At 72.5% G+C, this 17,187-nt stretch carries 13 protein-coding genes; 1 reads left to right on the forward strand and 12 read right to left on the reverse strand.

All coding sequences use genetic code 11. The features are described 5' to 3' along the window. Positions 1–64 precede the first annotated feature (64 nt). Positions 65–2,374, forward strand: a complete 2,310-nt coding sequence (locus YS110_20335) for a DUF1566 domain-containing protein (protein UJB66948.1) — start codon at positions 65–67, stop codon at positions 2,372–2,374. 181 nt (positions 2,375–2,555) lie between these two features. Here the strand turns inward: YS110_20335 and YS110_20340 are convergent, their stop codons facing one another. The 12 genes from YS110_20340 to YS110_20395 form a co-directional block, all read right to left on the reverse strand. After that, on the reverse strand, positions 2,556–3,473 hold the full coding sequence (locus tag YS110_20340) for a hypothetical protein (GenBank protein UJB66949.1): 918 nt from the start codon (positions 3,471–3,473) through the stop codon (positions 2,556–2,558). Beyond that, a complete protein-coding gene (locus YS110_20345) occupies positions 3,470–5,182 on the reverse strand; it encodes an anion permease (protein ID UJB66950.1) in 1,713 nt (570 codons plus the stop codon). The genes YS110_20340 and YS110_20345 overlap by 4 nt, the downstream gene beginning before the upstream one ends. Continuing rightward, positions 5,179–6,240, reverse strand: a complete 1,062-nt coding sequence (locus YS110_20350) for a hypothetical protein (protein ID UJB66951.1) — start codon at positions 6,238–6,240, stop codon at positions 5,179–5,181. Before YS110_20350 ends, YS110_20345 begins: the two co-directional genes overlap by 4 nt. 2 nt (positions 6,241–6,242) lie before the next feature. Further along, complete coding sequence (locus YS110_20355) at positions 6,243–7,553, reverse strand: hypothetical protein (GenBank protein ID UJB66952.1); 1,311 nt, start codon at positions 7,551–7,553, stop codon at positions 6,243–6,245. Next, positions 7,550–9,232, reverse strand: coding sequence for a multicopper oxidase domain-containing protein (locus YS110_20360; GenBank protein UJB66953.1), 1,683 nt, complete (start codon positions 9,230–9,232; stop codon positions 7,550–7,552). The genes YS110_20355 and YS110_20360 overlap by 4 nt, the downstream gene beginning before the upstream one ends. Before the next feature lie 20 nt (positions 9,233–9,252). Continuing rightward, a complete protein-coding gene (locus YS110_20365; protein ID UJB66954.1) occupies positions 9,253–10,383 on the reverse strand; it encodes a hypothetical protein in 1,131 nt (376 codons plus the stop codon). Next, entirely contained in the window at positions 10,380–11,144 is a 765-nt protein-coding gene (locus YS110_20370) for a phytochelatin synthase (protein ID UJB67536.1), read from the reverse strand. Before YS110_20370 ends, YS110_20365 begins: the two co-directional genes overlap by 4 nt. 29 nt (positions 11,145–11,173) lie before the next feature. Further along, positions 11,174–12,943: an aspartate aminotransferase family protein gene (locus tag YS110_20375; GenBank protein ID UJB66955.1), complete on the reverse strand. Its 1,770-nt coding sequence runs from the start codon at positions 12,941–12,943 to the stop codon at positions 11,174–11,176. A gap of 30 nt (positions 12,944–12,973) precedes the next feature. Next, positions 12,974–14,626 (reverse strand): GMC family oxidoreductase, encoded by a 1,653-nt coding sequence (locus YS110_20380; protein UJB66956.1) that lies wholly within the window; start codon positions 14,624–14,626, stop codon positions 12,974–12,976. 20 nt (positions 14,627–14,646) lie between these two features. Beyond that, positions 14,647–15,111, reverse strand: coding sequence for a hypothetical protein (locus YS110_20385; protein ID UJB66957.1), 465 nt, complete (start codon positions 15,109–15,111; stop codon positions 14,647–14,649). A gap of 238 nt (positions 15,112–15,349) precedes the next feature. Then, positions 15,350–15,973 carry a mechanosensitive ion channel gene (locus tag YS110_20390; protein UJB66958.1) on the reverse strand — a complete coding sequence of 208 codons (624 nt, stop codon included), beginning with the start codon at positions 15,971–15,973 and terminating at the stop codon, positions 15,350–15,352. A gap of 157 nt (positions 15,974–16,130) precedes the next feature. Continuing rightward, positions 16,131–17,177, reverse strand: coding sequence for a diguanylate cyclase (locus tag YS110_20395; GenBank protein UJB66959.1), 1,047 nt, complete (start codon positions 17,175–17,177; stop codon positions 16,131–16,133). Between the last annotated feature and the right edge of the window lie 10 nt (positions 17,178–17,187).

Genomic DNA, 17,187 nt, shown 5'->3' on the forward strand with positions numbered 1-17,187 from the left:
GGGTGTTTTTGGCTTCCAGCCCTTGCCAGTCAAGCGCTAGAAGCTATCGAAAAAGGAGTTTCTCGTGCCCCCAGTCCCCAGCCCCCGTCTTGCCCGCCGGCTCGCTGCCCTGGCCGCCTGCGCCGTGCCGCTGCTGGCGCAGGCGCAGAACTGCACCACTCCTAACACCGATGACGACTACATCCTGGGCGAAGCCCAGGGCGCGAATGATGCCCAGAGCCAAGCCAGCGCCATGCACTGGTCCACCGGCCTGGTGTGGAAGCGTTGCCTCGAAGGCATGGCTTTCAATAGCGTCTCCGGGCAATGCACGGGCACTGCGACACCCGATCAGTGGCAGAACTGGGCGACAAGCTACCTGCCGAAATATTTTGACGACTCGGGGGACTACCCGCATTCCGCCCCCACAGACCGGGACTTTCTGGCCAGCGGCGCCTGGCGCATGGCCTACAAGAGCGAGCTGGCTTCCATCACGCAAAGCTGTGGCGACAACCCCAAGATCAACCGCGTGGTGTTTCCTGATACGCCGTCTTCGTACGTTTGGTCGGGTTCGCCCAGTGCCAGCAATTCGAACGCTGCGTGGTTCGTGTATTTCGGCTATGGCAGCGCCGGCAACACCTACCGCAACTTCGGTAATCCCGTTCGGCTCGTGCGCGCGGGACAGTCTTTTGCCGCTTTGACCTCCCCCGACGCGCAGGCTGGCGCAGCGGGCGATTTCGTCACCTTCCCCGACTTCACCCTCGCAGCCAGCACAGGGACTGGCCAGGCCTGGGGCGGCGCGCGCGTCACAGGCGCTGGCAGCCCCGAATTCCAGGTGAATGGCTCGGGCGACTGGGTGCAACAGGCCATCGTCAAGAGCGGTGACCGGATCACCGTGCGCCTGACGGCCCCCAGCACTGCGGGCGACAGCGCCACCGCCACCTTCACCCTGCGCAGCGGCCAGACCACGGGCACCGACGCCACCGGCTCCAATGGCGGGAATGAAGCCACGGTCATGGTGGAAAAAACGGCCACCTTCACCGCCAACGGGCCCGTGAACGGCGCCTGCGCCAGCGTGGCCGCCAGCGCGACGGCGCCCAGCACCGGCCTGTGCGCCACCGGCACCGCCACCAGCGTGAGCGGCAGCGGCGGCCAGTGGGCCTGGGGCTGCAACGGCAGCAACGGCACCAGCCCCGCTGCCTGCACCGCCCCCTACGCCAGCCAGACCCTGAGCATCAGCGCCAGCCCCGCCACCATCACCGTGGGCGGCACCAGCGCCATCACGGCCAGCAGCAGCGCGGGCCTTGCCGTCACGCTCGTGTCCAGCGGCCCCTGCACCCTGAGCGGCACCACGGCCACCGGCACGGCGCAAGGCACTTGCACCATCACCGCCAGCCAGGCCGGCACCGGCGACACGGGCGCATCCCGCTATCTGGCCGCCACCAGTGTGCCCGCCGGCATCACCGTCAACCTGGCTCCGATCACCGGCCAGTGTGGCAGCGCCAGCGGCGGCACGCTCACCAGCGCGCCCAGCACGAACCTGTGCAGCGCAGGCAACGCCAGCAGCGTGGCCGGCTCCGGCCCGTGGAGCTGGACGTGCCAGGGAATCAACGGCGGCGGCAACTCCGCCACCTGCACGGCCAGCCTGCAAACCTGGGCCGTAACGGCCAGCGCCAGCCCCGCGCAGGGCGGCACGGCAACGTGCAGCCCCGCCAGCGTGGCGCATGGCAGCGGCGCCACCTGCACGGCCACGGCCAGCACCGGCTACCAGTTCAGCGCATGGACGGGGGCCTGTGCGGGCCAGGCCGCGACTTGCACGCTGGCGAACGTGACGCAGGCGCAGGATTCGGTGGCGCAGTTCACGCGGGCGCTGGTCGTGCCCGAAGGGCCGCAGGCGCAAAAGCCCCTGGGGCTGGCGCTGCAGCCGGGCACGGGCTGGCAGGTGACGGACGCCAGCACGCAAACCGCCGCCAGCGTGGGCGCCGCGCTGCCCGCGGGCGTGACGCTGCCGCACGGCATGGTGGCCCTGCGCCTGGAACTGGGCACGGCGGGCAGCACGGCCCAGGTGGTACTGACCTACCCCGAGGCGCTGCCCGCGGGCGCGGTCTACTACAAGTACGGCCCGGTGGTGAAAAACGGCCCCTCGCGCTGGTACCCGTTCCAGGGCGCGCAGATCAGCGGCAACACGGTGAGGCTGACGCTCAAGGACGGCGCCGTGGGCGACGACGACCTGACGGAGAACAGCGTGATCAACGACCCGGGCGGCGTGGCCGTGCTGAGCACGCCCGCCCCCGCTGGCGCGCAGGCCATTCCGACGATGGGCGAATGGGCGCTGGCGCTGCTGGCGGGGGCGCTGGGGCTGTTCAGCCTGGGCGCGCTGCGCCGGCGCGGCGCTTGAGGGAGAGAAAGCCGCTCCTGCGAAGGCCAGGCGCCTGGCTTGCAGGCGCGGGCCGTAATTCTTCAAGCCAAATTGGCCTCTTGCGCCCGCCCAGCAAGCGCTGGCAGCTATTGAATGAAGAGTGCCGGTTTTCCCATTGGCGGCTGCGGCTGCGGCCGCTTCCGCCAACGGGCCGTTGGTGTCATTCGGCCAGGAAGCCCGCCATCCGCGCGCTCAGCGCGTAGAACGGCGGCAGCGTCTGGCGCTGCGCGAAGTCCTGGCGCATGCCCACGGCCATTTCGTAGGGGCTGTCCAGGCCCGGTTCGGCGAGGCCTGCCAGGGCGGCCTGGGCCAGCATCTCGCCGCGCTGCTCGGGCGCCTGGGCCAGGGCCAGGTCGGCGCCCAGCGCCAGGCTCTCCAGGCGCGTGGAGACGATGGGCGCGGAGGTGGCCGCGCGCAGGGCGCGCAGCAGGCCGCCCTGGGGTGCGCCCTGCGGGTCCGGCCAGCCTTGGCCGGCATGGTGGGTGAGCGCCACGGCGCCGGGCGCGCCGGGCTGGGCCAGGGCGGGAGGCAGCGTGCCGTCGTCCGTCCACGCCTGCACGCGCAGGCCTGCGCCCCGGGCGGCTTCGGCCAGGGTGTCGTACTCGGCCTGGTCCTGCGCGCCGCGCAGCACCAGCAGCGTGCCGCCCGCGGGAGCGAGGTCCTGCAGCAGCCGCTGCCAGGCCCCGGCGTAGCGTGCGCGGGCCTCGGCCTGCGCGGGCAGCGCGGGCTGGTACACCACCACCGGCGGCGCTGCCGGGGCGGTGGCCGAGCGCACGCAGGCGCGCGCGCCCGGGCCCTCTGCAATCACCGTGCCGGGGTCGAAGGCCTTCATCTGCGCCAGGATGCCGGGGCAGGCGTCGGCGGCGAAGCCCATGTACTGGTGGCGCACCTTGAGCCGCGCGGCGGGCCGCAGCACGGCGTCCAGCCCGCGCCCCAGCGCCTGGGCGTAGGCGCTGCCCGCCGGGCCTTCGTGCACCACCAGGATGCGGCGGCTGTGCATGTTGAACGCCACGGCGGCGGCGGCCAGCAGCAGGAACAGCGCGGCCCAGGCCCAGCGCATCGCCGCGTCCCGGTTCATTGCAGGAGCCCCATGTGCCGCCAGTAGGGCACCGAGGCGGCCAGCGCCACGATGCGGCTTGCCTGGAGCCAGGCGTTGCGGCGCAGCACGTCCCGGGCGATGCCGGGGGACAGCTCCACGGACTCCCGGAACAGCAGGTAGTCGGAGCTTTGGTGGGGAAGGAACCAGATTTCGCTGGCCGTGACGATGACGAAGCCCAGCACCAGCGGGTGCAGCCCCTGCGCGTCGGCCAGCGGCATGAGCACGGCGCACAGCGTCGCCACGCACACCATCGAGGGCAGCGCCAGCCGCAGCAGCATGACGGCCGCGACGAGCAGCAGCAGGAAGGTGCCTTGCTGCGTGCGCATGAGCAGCGCCAGCCCGTCGGCGTGCGCCGCCAGCCAGGGCTGTATGCCCATGAAGGTGAAGCCGCGCGCGATGCCCACGGTGCACACCAGGTACAGCAGGATGGACCAGTTGACGCCTGCGTGCACCCGGTCCATGGGCAGCACGCCGGTGGCCATGAGCAGCAGCATGGCGAACAGCGCGAGCCAGGCCATGTCGATGTGGTGCACGTTGCCCAGGGCCGAGCCCAGGCCCAGGCACAGCAGCGCCAGCGCGGTGACGCCTTCGGGGAAGGCCATGCGCGGCAGCGGCGCCTGTGCCCAGGCGGGCGTGCCGCCGCCCTGCGTGGCCGGGCCCAGCGCCACGCTGGCGGCCAGGCCGGCGGCGATCACGGCGGTATAGACGGCGGCGCACTGGAACCAGGCCATCCAGTTGACGTGCGGCTGCCAGTGCTCGGGCAGGATGCCGAGCACGACGAAGTTGGCCGCGTTGCCCAGCAGGAACGAGGTGGACAGCAGGGTGCAGCCCGACAGCGCCGCGAACGCCAGCGCCGCGTACCCGGCCGTGCCGGGGCGCGCCAGGGCCTTGACCATGGGGGCGAGGAGCTGCAGCCGCCCCAGGGTGCTGGGGATGAACAGCGTCATTGCCACGCCCACCAGCATCAGGCAGGCCTGGAAGCCCCTGGCGGTGTGCGGCAGCGGCCGCAGCAGCGCGGCCAGCAGGCGCTGCGTCAGGCCGCTGTGCTGGATCGCCGTGCTGCAGCCGAACATGCCCAGCAGCAGGAAAAAGCCGCTCCCGGCCAATCCGGCCAGGGCCTGCTCCACGGGCAGGTGGTTGCCCGCCATCAGCAGCAGCAGCGCCAGCAGCGCGCCGGCGGCGGGGGGCGCCAGGCCCAGCACCCAGACGCACAGCCCCGCGCCCAGGGCCGCGCCGAAGCACGCCCAGGGCACCCAGGGGTCGCTGCGCCCGGCCACGGCGGTCAGCACCAGTGCGGGCAGGCCGAGGGCCGCGAGCCAGCCCAGCGCGTGGCGCAGCGTGGGCTCCGGGGCTGGCGTATCGCTGGCGGGTGCATCGCCGGCGGGGGCGGTGCGGGCCTGCGCGAGGAAGTCCTGGCACGCGGGCTGGTCTTGCGCCAGCGCGTGCAGCACGGGCGCGGCGATGCGCCAGCCCTGGCCTGGGGCGGCGGGCAGGCTGGACGCGGGCACGGCGTCCAGGGTGAGCGCGCGCGCGCCGCCCAGCCAGCCCAGCACGGCGTGGCCGTGCAGCAGCCGCGCCAGTTCGGCGGCGTCGCGCCAGGCCACGGGTTCGACCAGGGTGGCAAGCAACTGCCGGGACGAGCGGTCCAGGCAGGGCCAGAGCGGGTGCTGCTGCAGCGGGGGGCTCATGGTGCGGCGTGCGGCGCGATGAAGCGGCGGGAGATGCGCGCGTAGTAGGTGTCCAGCGCGTCCAGGTGCATGTGGCGCCGCTGCATTTGCGCGGGGTTCACGAGCAGGGCGAAATTGCGCGTCAGCAGGTGGCGCGCGGCGGCGGGCGCGGCGAAGGCCTCGGGCGCCGTGGCGGCCTGCAGGGCCAGCTGGGTGGCGACTTCGCCCTGCTCGACCGGCGAGGGCAGGATGCCCATGGGGATCCCGTCCATCACGGCATAGCCCGACAGCGCGCTCAATGGCTGGGGCAGGCGCTCCAGCGCGGCCTGCGCGAGCTGCATGCGCCAGGACGGCGCGGTGCGGCCCGCGGGCACGGGCAGGTAGCGGTAGTCGCCGATGACCACCAGGTCGGCCTGCGTGGCGATTTCGTCCAGCGCGCGCAGCCACTGCTCCAGCGAGGCGCAGCGCCACACGCCGATGGGCTGCGCCGCTTTCCAGCCATGCGCGAGAAAGCCGCGCGCCTCTTCCTCGGCCGCAGGCCCGGTGTCGGAGACCAGGGCGATGCGCGGCTTGCGCGCCGCGCCCGGGGGGGCCAGCCGCAGCAGGCTGCTTTCGACCATGGGCCAGGGCGTGCGTTCGGCGATGCCCTGCACCTGGGGCCGCTGGCTGTGCGCCAGCGTGCGCGCGTGGTCTTCGATGCCGCTGTAGACGATCAGCGGCTGGAGGGCCCCGAGGTAGGCCGCGCCGACGCGGGCCTGCGCCAGGTCGTCCACCACCATGACCACGTCGGGCTCCCAGCGCCCGATGAAGCCCAGGGTTTCAGCGATCTGCGCCTGGGTGCGCTGCGCATCGCGGCCCTGCAGGTAGATGCGTTCCAGGCGCACGGCGCCGGCCTGCTGCATTGCCCGGTCGATGCCGGCGTCGATGCCGCGCGTCCAGGGAATGCGCTCGCTCTGGCTGTGCACCACGAGAATCGACGGGCGCTGGGCTCCCATCCACACCAGGGCGGCGGCGAGGGCCAGCAGCCCGGCCTCCACCAGGCGGCGCGGCAGGGCGGCGGCGTGCGCGGTGCGGCCCATGCCTACCAGCCGCACCACAGGGCGTAGGCGGCGCAGCCGAGCCAGGTCACCGGGCTGCACAGCGTGGCCCGGATGCGGCGCCACCGGCCGGTGCTTCCGGCATGGCGCTGCAGCAGGAATTCGGCCAGGTGAAAGCCTGCCAGCGCGGGCACCAGGGCCTCCAGCAGGTCGTAGCGCTGGGCTTCGGCCCAGGGAATGGCCAGCACCAGGGCGAGCAGGGCGGCAGCGTTGGACGGCACCAGCAGGCGCAGGCCCAGCAGCAGCGCCAGCGGCAGAGCGCCGCCGCCGCTCCAGGGCAGGGAGGGCAGCGCGGCGGCGAAGCAGACCACCAGGCCGGGCAAGACCATCAGGGAGACGAACAGGGGCCAGTCGATGCCGGTCTGCAGGTGGTGCGGGGCCAGCACATGCAAGGCGAACAGGGCCGCCAGCGCGGGCAGCGTCACCACGCCGGGGGCCAGGCCGTGCAAGGGCTGCAGCGCCACCAGGCACAGCGTGCCCAGGGCGATGGCGGCGGTGTCGCGCAGCGCGGCGCGGCCTGCTGCGTCCTGCGCGGGCGGCGGCGCTGCGGGCGGGGCGGCGCCGGACGGCGGCGCCAGCCACTGGACGCCCACTGCATAGGCCAGCGCCAGCAGCGCCAGGGGCCAGGTGTGGGCGAACCAGTACAGCGGCACGAAACGGTCGAGCCCGCTGGCGGGCAGCAGGGCCAGGGCCAGCAGGTTGGCCGGATGGGCGGGCAGCCAGGCCAGCCGCGCGCAGAGCTGGGCGGCGCAGGCGAGGTCGCGCCGCGCCGGGGGCGCGCCCGCGGGCAGCGCCTGGAAAATGCGCGCCCACTGGCGCGCCTGGCGCGGCGAGGGCAGCAGGGCGAAGGCCAGCGCCAGCCAGGCCACGGCCGGCATGCGCTGCCATGCAGGAGTGCGCGGGGCCGGGCGCAGGCTGCGCGCGGCCTGTGCCGCGAGCCAGCCGAGCAGGCCGCTTTCCCGCGCTGCCGCCGCGAGCCCGAGCACGCCCAGCCCCCACAGCACGGCATCGCTGCCCGCGCCGGAGAGCAGGCTGGCCATGGGGGCCAGGCCGAACAGGTTCATCACCAGCAGCACCAGCAGCACGGCGAACAGCGGGGGCAGGGCGCGCTGCGTCCACAGGCCCAGCAGCAGGAGCAGGCACAGCCAGACGCCCATCTGCCGCACTGTGGCGCCGGGCGCGAGCGGCCATTGCGGCTGCGCGAGGTAGAGCAGCAGGCCGAACAGGGCGCAGAGCGCGCACAGCAGCCAGGCCCATGCGTGGGCCCGGCCTGCGTGCGCGGGCGGCTCCGTCATGTGACTTCGACGATCTGCATCATGCCCATGTCTTCATGCGCCAGGATGTGGCAGTGCATGACGAAGGCGCCCTTGAAGTCGCTGAAGCGCGTGCGGAAGGTGACCGACGTGGGCGCCTGCGGCGTGCCGCCGCGCGGCAGGCCGATGGTGTCGCACCAGTAGGGGGCGACCGGCTGGCCGTTGACCTTGACCACCTCGACCGGGTTGATGTGGATGTGGAACGGGTGCTGCACCGCGTTCATGTTGTAGACCGTCCATTCCTCCACGCTGCCGAGATCAACGGTCTGCCGGATGGCCCGGCTCGACTGGAAGGGGGCGAGGCGCGCGGGCATGCCTGGGTTCTGCGTGGCCCGGGTGCCGCCCGCGCCGGTGGTGAAGGCGGTGTCGGCCAGGAAGGTGTTGCCGGTCTGGTACTGCCACTGCGCCAGCTCGCCGGGCGGCAGGTCGAGCGCGTCGGCCGCGGGCGGTTCGGTGAGCGGGGAGCCGTCGTCGTTGAACACCGAGCGCAGCACGATGTTGCGCTGGAGGCCGCCTTTTCCGGCCAGCTCGGCGTCGCTGACCGGCGCCAGCGCCTCGGGCACCGGCAGGGGAGCGCCGGGCAGCGCCATGGACAGCGGCGCGCCTTCGACCACCACGTAGGCCAGAACGTCGGCCGCCAGCGGCTGGGCGTTGCCCATGTCGTAGGCCTGGGTGCGCAGTTCGTAGCGGCCCGGCGCGCTGGCCTGCACGAGGATGTCGGCCCGGTTGCCCGGTGCCAGCACCAGGCCCGGGCCGCCGTCGGCCGGGAACGCCAGCGGCGCGCGGCGCGGGCAGGAGTCGAGGGCGATCAGGTGCAGGGCATGGCCCTCCAGCGCCAGGTTCAGGTAGTTGGCGATGCCGGCATTGACCAGGCGCCAGCGCTCGACCTGGCCGGGGCGCAGCACCAGCGTCGGGCGGCGCACGCCGTTGACCAGGAACGGCGGCTCGGCCTGCGGGCTGGCGACCTGGGAGAAGCTCTCCAGCAGGCCCTGCGCGTCGTGGATCGGGGCCTGGAACATGAACACGCGGTCGCGCGCGGCGGCGATTTCGGGCACGTCGTCCAGCGGGCCCTGGACGATGATCGCGCCCGCCATGCCGCTGGCCACCTGGATCGCGGTGGCGCCGTGCAGGTGCGGGTGGTACCACGAGGTGCCGCAGGGGTGGTCCGCGCCGATGGCGTACTCGTGCTGGCGCGACTGGCCGGGCTGCACCGCCGATTCGGAGCTGTCGATCACGTAGTCGCCATAGAGGCCGGGGCCGACCATGCCAGGGGCCACGTGCAGCCCGTGGGTGTGCAGGTTGGCGCTGTTCATGAAGCGCAGGTGCTCCACCGGCTCGGTGCTGGGCGGGTTGGGCGGTAGGTCGTTGACCACGCGCACGCGCAAAGTCTCTCCGGCGCGCAATTGCAGCGTGGGCGCGGGAACCATGGCGTTGTAGGTGCGCAGGTGCACGCGCTGGCCGTTCACGGTCAGGTCGGCATAGGCCATGCGCAAGGTGTAGTCGAGCAGGCCGCCGCGCGCCACCAGGCGCTGCGGCTCGACGAAGGTCTCGGGCGTGGCGCCATCGCCGCCGCCACAGGCGGCCAGGGCTGCGGGCAGGCAGGCGCCCACGCCGAGTTTCCAGGAGACGTTCAGGAAGTCGCGCCGGGAGGAGGAAGTCATGGGAAGGTTTCCTGGTGGAGTCAGGCGGTGGAATCGTCGAGCAGCACGGGGCTGGCGTGCAGGGGGGCATCGTCGCCGAGCTGGGCATTGCGGTTGTCGCCCCAGGCCCACACCCGCAGGCCATCGCTGGCCAGGACGTGGCCCTGGCCCGCCGCCAGCAACCGCAGCGGCGGCAGTTGCGCGACCTGCCGGATGCCGGGCAGCGCTTCGGTGCCGCCCTGGCCCAGCTGGCCCTTGGCGTTCCAGCCCCAGGCGTACAGCCGGCCGGAGCGCCCGAGCGCGTAGGACACGTGCTGGCCCGCCGCGACCTGGCGCGCCGCCTCGGGCAGCGGCACCCGGCCCGGTTGCGCGCGGTAGGGGGCTTGCGCGTGGCCCAGCTGCCCATGCTGGTTGCTGCCCCAGGCCCAGACGCGGCCCAGGGCGTCGATGGCCAGGCTGTGGCTGGCGCCGGCGGCCACGGCCGCCAGCTGGGGCAGGCCGGGCACGCGCACCGGCGCGGGCTGGCCGTGCAGGTGGCCCAGGCCGAGCTGCCCCGCCGTGTTGGCGCCCCAGGCCCACAGGTGGCGCGTGGTGTCGAGCAGCAAGGCATGCGCGCCGCCCGCGCAGCACAGGGCGGTGGCGGGCGCCTGGGCAATGCGGGCGGGTGCGGTGTTGCGCGCATCGGCCGCGCCCGGGGCCAGGCCCCAGTGGTACAGGCCACCGTCGCGGGCGAGCGCCAGCGTGAAGAATTCGCTGGCGCTGAGTTGCGCCAGGGCGGGCAGGCCGGCGAGCGCGCGCGGCTCGGACTGCGTGATGCGGGCGAGCCTGCCGCCCAGGCCGGCGCGGTTGGCGCCCCAGGCGTAGGCCGTGCCGCGCGCATCCAGCGCCAGACTGCTGCCCGCGCTGGCCGCGATGTGGCGCAGCGCCATGGCGCTGGCGATGCGCACGGCGGCGCCGGCCGCGTCCGGCGCGGTGCACACCCCGGCGGGCGGCGGGAAGCGCCCGGTGCCGTCGCCGCCCCAGCCCAGCAGCACCGAGTCCTCGCGCAGCACCAGGCTGTGGTCGCGCCCGGCGGCCAGGTCGAGCACCTTGGCGCTTGCGCCCACGGGTGTACCTTCGCCCTCGCGGGGTGCGGCGGGAGCTTGCTTGGGGCGGCCCGGCGCGGCGCTCATGGGGCCTTGGAGACGATCAGCAGGCCGCGCGCCTTGCCGCTCACGCTGTCGGGGTCCTGCGCGCCGCGCAGCAGGCGGACCAGCGGCACCCAGACCGGCGGGTACTTGTAGCGCGCCACGTCCATGAGCAGCACCGAGTCGCTGGCCTCGTGGTAAGCGGCCAGCGGCGACCAGTGGCCCCCGCCCACCTCGCCGGTGAAGCGGCGGTTGAAATTGAACAGCACGAAGCGGTCGGATTCGCGCAGGTGTTTCTTCAGCAGCTCGCGCAGGCTGTCCAGGTCCAGCGTATCGGCGAAGTGCTTTTCCACGGCCACGGGGTAGTGCGCCAGCACCGCGCTGAGCTGGTCCATGGTCATGCCTTCGCGCGCGACGACCTCGGGGTCGGCGATGCGCTTGTCCACGCCGTTGAAGAAGTCCTGCTGCGTGAAGAACGGGAAGTCCGGGTACAGCGCGGTGGCCGGGCGCGGCAGGCCCAGGGCGTTGAGCGTGATGACGGAGGTGGCCACCGAGCAATAGGCCTGGTTGCGCTGGGTCTCGAAATACGTGGCCAGGGGCCAGTAGGCCTGCCGGTAGTCGCTTTGCAGCAGGCGCTGCTGGCCGATGGGGTGCGAGAGCGCGAACAGCGCGCTGGGCACTTCCAGCGCCTGCCCGGCGAGCGGGGCCGCCGGGGCGGTGGCAGCGTCGCGCGCCAGCGCGGCATGGGGCAGGGCCAGTGCCGTGGCCAGGGCGGCGAGGGTGGCGCAGGCGCGGGCCTGGCGCATGAGGGGGGCAAGAAGGTGTTGCATGGCGGTCATCCGTTGCGGGCGAGGGTGGCGCGGGCCTTCTGGCGGGCCTGGACGAGGGCCGCCAGGGCATGGTCTATGGATTCGGGGTCGGTGAAGGCCGACAGCGTGAAGAACTTGATGCCTACGACGGGTTCGCCGTAGCCGGTGCTGCGGTAGCGGTTGGTCTGCACGAACACGGGGCTGTCGCCGGCCTCGGCGGCTTCGCGCGTGTGCTGGTACACGGCTTCGTTGAAGCGGTTGTGCGCCTGCAGCGCGGCACGCTGGCCGGGGTCGCCGCTCTCGGCGCGGTAGGCGCTGTCGGCATCGACGCCATCGGGATAGACGCGGATGACGACCACGGCGCCGTGGTTCTCCGTGTTCAGCACCGTGAGCCAGGGCAGCTCGCGCGCCCTCTGGCGCATCAGCTCGGCCATCTGCACGCAGTGGCTCAGGAGGCCGCGAAAGCCGTCCTTGCCCAGCAGCAGCAGGTTGGCCAGCGCCGCCAGCACTGGCCCGCCCGAGCGTGAGCACTCGAGCGTGTAGATGCCCGGGTCGTACTCGCCGAACTGGAACAGGTACGGCATGGCCACCTTGTCGCGGCGCACCGGGTTGAGCAACTGGGCGTCGCTGGCCAGGAACAGGCTGGAGGCATAGGGCGTGTAGCCGCTCTTGTGGAAGTCGATGCCCAGCGAGTCGGCCAGCGCGAGGTGGCGCATGCGCGCGCGCACCTTCTGCAGCGCGCCGGCGGCGGCGGCCGGGATTTCCAGCGGGTTGGCGCCGAAGTCGTAGTCGTTGAACACGCTGTAGGCCCAGCCGATGACGGCGTCGGCGTGCAGGTAGGGCAGGTAGTCCAGGCGGTATTCCTGCGCCAGGCGCAGGCGCAGCGCGTGCACCGCCTCGATGTCATCGACGCCGAAGGCATCGGTGCTGCCCATGGTGACCACGATGGCGGCGATGCGCTCGCCCTTCTCGATGCTGGCGCGCAGGGCTTTTTCGAGCGCGGCGAGGTCGATGGCGTTGTCCTCCCCGGTGGGCACCGACACGGCGGCCTGGCTGCCCAGGCCCAGCCAGGCGGCCGAGCTGAGCTTGGCGTAGTGCGCGGCCTCGGAGCCGAACACGCGCAGCGGCTGGCGCAGGCCCTCGTTGAACAGGCCCGGCTGCGCCCGCTCGGCGCCCAGCTTGATGCCGTAGAGGGTGGTGCCGGTGCCGCCGAAGGTGAACAGGCCCAGGGCCTTGTCGGCGTCGTAGCCGACCAGGGCGGCGCACATGGCCGAGACGCGCACCTCGGCCTCGGCCACCTTGTACGAGAGGTCGTCCCAGACGGTGTTCGGATCGACCAGCGCGCCGTAGAGCTGCCCGATGACGGACACCGAGGTGGCCGAGCCGTGCAGGCGGTGCACGTCAGGGTGGCTCCAGGTGAACTGGCCTTCCAGGTAGTGGGCGGTCTCGCGGATGGTGCGGCGCGTGTCGCCCATGTCCTTGCCGACGCGGAATTTCCGCGCCCCGGCGTAGTCCAGGGGCTTGCGCTGGCCGAGGAAGGTGCGCTGGGACTTCAGCTTCTCGTACTCCGACAGCGCGAAGGCCATGGTGCGCGAAAAGCGGCTGTCGGCCTTGGCCGACCGGGTGGGCGAGGGGAAGCTGTCGCGTATGGCGCGCACGATGCGCTTGTAGCCTTCGGTGCCGGCGTCGGCATCCGCCGGGTGCGCCGTCTTGCGCAGCGCCGCCTTGGCCTTTGCCGGCAGCGTGGCCGCCAGGGAGGCCAGGGCGGATGCCTGCAGCCAGGAACGTCTGAGCATGGGGTGTCTCCGGTGGGGGCGGGGCTGGTTTCAGGCCGCGGGGGCGAAGCGCCCCGCCGCCAGGTCCTGGGCCAGCAGGGGCAGCGCCCGCAGGCCCAGCGCCACGGCGGTCAGCGTGGGCGCGTTGATGGGCATGGTGGGAAAGTTGGCCGTGCCGACGATGAACAGGTTGGCATGGTCGTGGCTGCGGCACCAGGGGTCGACGACCGAGCGCCTGGCGTCCGTGCCCATGCGGGCGGTGCCCGCGATGATGGCCGTGGCGATGGAGGGCGCGTCGCTGGTGATGTCGGTGCAGCCGAGCGCACGGGTGATCTCGGCGTGGCGCTGGCGTGCCTTGTCGATGGCGCGCAGGCTGTAGCCGTCGATCGTGAAGCTGACGCGCGGGCGCGGCATGCCGCTGCTGTCGCGCAGCTGGGGGTCGGGCACCACGCGGTTGTGCGCCACGGGCAGCGTCTCCACCGAGCTGTTGATGGCCAGCTCGCGCGCGCACTGGTCGTTCAGGGCCGTGGTGAGGGCCGCGCCGCGCAGGCCGGTCTTGATGAGGTGGGCCGCGCGCTGCATGGGCCCCAGGCCGGTGCGCCAGCCCCGGTTCAGGAACGAGGTGCCGATGGCCGCATGCTGCTTGCGGAAAGGCCCGTCGCGCAGTTCCAGGATGCCGGCGGTGGTGGTGGGCGCGCGGTAGGTGTAGAGCGGCTCCCGCGTCAGCGCGCGCGTGTCCAGGTCCACCTGGCCCATCAGGTAGCGCCCCACGGCATCGCTGCGGTTGGCCACGCCCTGCGGCGCATGCGGCTGGGCCGAGCGCAGCAGCAGGTTGGGCGTTTCGATGGCGTGCGCGGCCAGCAGGTACAGCCTGGCCCGGGCCTGGGCGCGGCTGCCGTCGGCGCGGCGCAGGCGCAGGCCCTGGATGAGCTGGCCGGGGCCGACCTCGATGTGCTCCACCAGCGTCTGCGGCAGCAGGCGCACGCCAGCGGCCTCGGCCTTGGCCACGTGCACGCTGGCGTCGTACTTGGCGCCAATCGGGCAGATGGGCACGCAGCTGGCGCTGCCGCAGCAGGGCGGGCGCCCGTCGAAGGGTTCGGAGTTGCGCGCATGGCTGAACGGCCCCATGGTGTAGCCCAGCGGCGCCAGGGCGTCGCGGATCACCTGGTCCGAATAGGCCAGCGGGACCGGCGGCAGCGGAAACGGCACGCCATGGCGCGGGCCGCCTTGGTCGTAGGCGTCGTCGCCCGCCGTGCCCCACTCGCGCTCGGTGAACAGGTAGTGAGCCAGCAGGTCGTCGTAGGCCAGGGGCCAGTCCTCGCCGACGCCGTACAGGGTCCGGGTCTTGAAATCGTTGGGGCGAAAGCGCGTGGAGAACCCGGTCCAGTGCCAGGTGGTGCCGCCCACGGCGCGCATGAAGCTGCCGCCGAAGACATCCGGGCCGGCCTGCACCATGTAGTCGCTGGCGTGCATGGGGTGGGGCGCGTAGTCCTGGCTCGGGTAGGGCGCGTTCGGGCCCTTGACGGCGGAGTCCTGGAAATGCTGCACGGCGGTGGCGCGGTCGATGCGCGGGCCGGCCTCGACCATCAGCACCTTGGCGCCCTGGCGCGCCAGTTGCCAGGCCATCATGCTGCCGACGGCTCCGGCGCCAATGACGATGACGTCCGCGGACAGGGTTTCGGCGGACGGGGTGGTGGTACTCATGGGTGTGCCTGGGTCGAGGTTCAGACGGGCTTTTCCGCCCAGTAGCCGAAGGCGCCGCCGCAGACGCTGGGCGGCTTGGTGAAGGTCAGGGCCGGCCACACCGGCGCGTCGAGGTAGGTGAGCACGCGGCCGTCGCCCGCCATGCCGCTCATCCACAGCTGCAGGGCCAGCTCCGCCGCCTCGCGCGCGGCGGGGGCGAGCGAGGCCGTCTGCTGCGCGTCGGCGGGCAGGGCGGCCAGGGCCTGCAGGGCGTCAAGCTGGGGTGGATCGAGGCTCTCGGCCAGCACGGCGAGGTATTGCGCCACCAGCGCGTCGTTGGTCACCTGGGTGCCGGCGAGCGCATTGCACAGCGCGGTGAGTTGCCGCACCTGGCTGGCCGTGGGCGGGGGCGCGGCGGCCATGCCCACGGGGGATGCCATGGCGGCGGCGCAGCTGGCGAGGGCCAGGATGAAATGGCGGCGCGAGGGTGGTGCGGACGCTGGCATGGCGGTATTCCGTGGGGCGGCCATGGAGGAGGCCTTCTTTTTGTTTGCCAAGTGCAAACGAATGCAAATAAATGCAAACCGAGGCGCCAATCTAATTCATAAATGACCTGGCGCAAAGCAAAAATGGCCCCGGGTTATCCATGTTCGCGCGGGCCGTGGCGCGCGGTGCGTCCGCCGTGGCGGTGCAGGGGTTTCAGGAAAAATTCGCCTCAAAACCAATACCAGCAAGCGCTAGCAGCTATTCTTTTGGGAGTTCTTCGGCCTGCGGCATGGGGGCGGGCGCGGGCAGCCCGTCCTTCCAGCGCCGCACCACGCGCTGGAAGATGAGTGTGTTGGGAATCTGCAGCAGCATCGGGTGGCCGGGCGTGCTGCCGGCGTCTTCGAGCGTGGTGTAGAGCAGGTTGATGTCCACCACGCGGCCCTTGGCGCCGGGTTTCTCGGCGGTGTCCAGCAGCTCGATGGTGTCGCCGATGCGAAATGGCCCGACGGTGAAGATCAGCAGCGCGCAGAACAGGTTGGACAGCACGCTCCACGCCGCGAAGAAGGCCACGGCGCCCACGGCGGCGAAGCCCGTGAACGCCGACCACAGCACCGTGGCCGAGACGCCCAGGCGTTCCAGCACCAGCAGCAGCGCGCTCAGCAGGATGGACCAGCGGATCAGCCCGTTCACCGGCACGAGCATGGCGTGCGGCAGGTTGTAGTGCCGCGCCGCGCGCGTGACCAGCTTGCGCAGCAGCCGCTGCAGCAGCCAGGCCACGCCGACGATCAGCAGGATCTGCGCACCGGGCACGATGATGTCGAGCCAGTCCTGCGCCCAGTCCGGCAGGTGGTTCTTGAACTTGTCGAAACGGCTCGCGCTCATGGGTCAGCCATTTCCCCTGGCCCTGGCAACCGGCGCACTCCAGCCCAGCGGACGCCGCGCAAGGGCCGCCCCGCAGCGCTGGCGTTGTCCCCCTTCCCGGAGCGCGTAGCGCGCAGAGAGAAGGGGGAAGCGGCGCAGCCGCTCAGGGGGGTGCTCTTCATGCACAGCGCTGCTCGATGGTGTCCATCTGCATCTCGAAGCTGAAGAAGCGGTTGCGCCCCTGCGACTTGGCGGCGTACAGGGCCTGGTCGGCGCGCATGATCATGCTTTCGGCGTTCGCGCCTTCGTCCGGCACGCAGGTGGTGATGCCGCCGGAGATCGTCAGGTCGGGGCCCAGCGGCGAGGCCGGGTGCGGTATCGGATGGGTCTTGAGCATCTGGCCCAGGGCGCGGGCGAAGGTCATGGCGCCGGAGCGCGGGGTGTTGGGCAGGATCAGCGCGAACTCCTCGCCGCCGTAGCGCGCCGCCACGTCGCGCGGGCGCATGCACACGCCCTGCAGCAGCCGTCCGACCTCGCGCAGGCAGGCGTCGCCCTGCACGTGGCCGCTGGCGTCGTTGTAGGCCTTGAAGTGGTCCAGGTCGCACAGCATCAGGGTCAGCGGCTGGCCTTCGCGGCGCGCCGACAGGATCTCGCTGTGCAGGATGCGGTCGAAGCCGCGCCGGTTGACCAGGCTGGTCAGGCCGTCGAGCTCGACCATCTCGTTGAGGCGCTGGTTGGCCTGGTGCAGGTCGGCCGACAGGGTGACCAGGCGCCGGCGCATGTCCAGCAGGCGGCGCATGGCGCGCAGCTTGGCCACGAGCACGATCGGCTTGACGGGCTTGACCAGGTAGTCGTCGCCGCCCGACTCGATGCCGCGCCACAGGTCCAGGTCGCTGTCCAGGCCCGACAGGAAGATGATGGGCGTCCAGTCGCCCGGCTCGGCGTCGCGCATCTGCTGCGCTGCCCAGTAGCCGTCCCGGCCGGGCAGCTTGATGTCGAGCAGCACCAGGTCAGGGCGCCGCGCCTTGAACTGCGCCAGCGCTTCCTCGGCAGTGCCGGCTTCCATGATGTCGGCCACGCCCGCGTGCTGCAGCTCGGCCTTGAGCGCCGCGCGCACGGAGCGCTGGTCGTCCACGACCAGCACCGAGAAGGATTCCGGCAGCGCCATCGGCGCGCTGAGCCGCGGTGCGGGCTGCTGGATGGCGGGAGGCGGGGGTGTGGTCATGGCAGCGGGC

The sequence above is a fragment of the Acidovorax sp. YS12 genome (assembly GCA_021496925.1).
Lineage (GTDB): Bacteria > Pseudomonadota > Gammaproteobacteria > Burkholderiales > Burkholderiaceae_C > Paenacidovorax.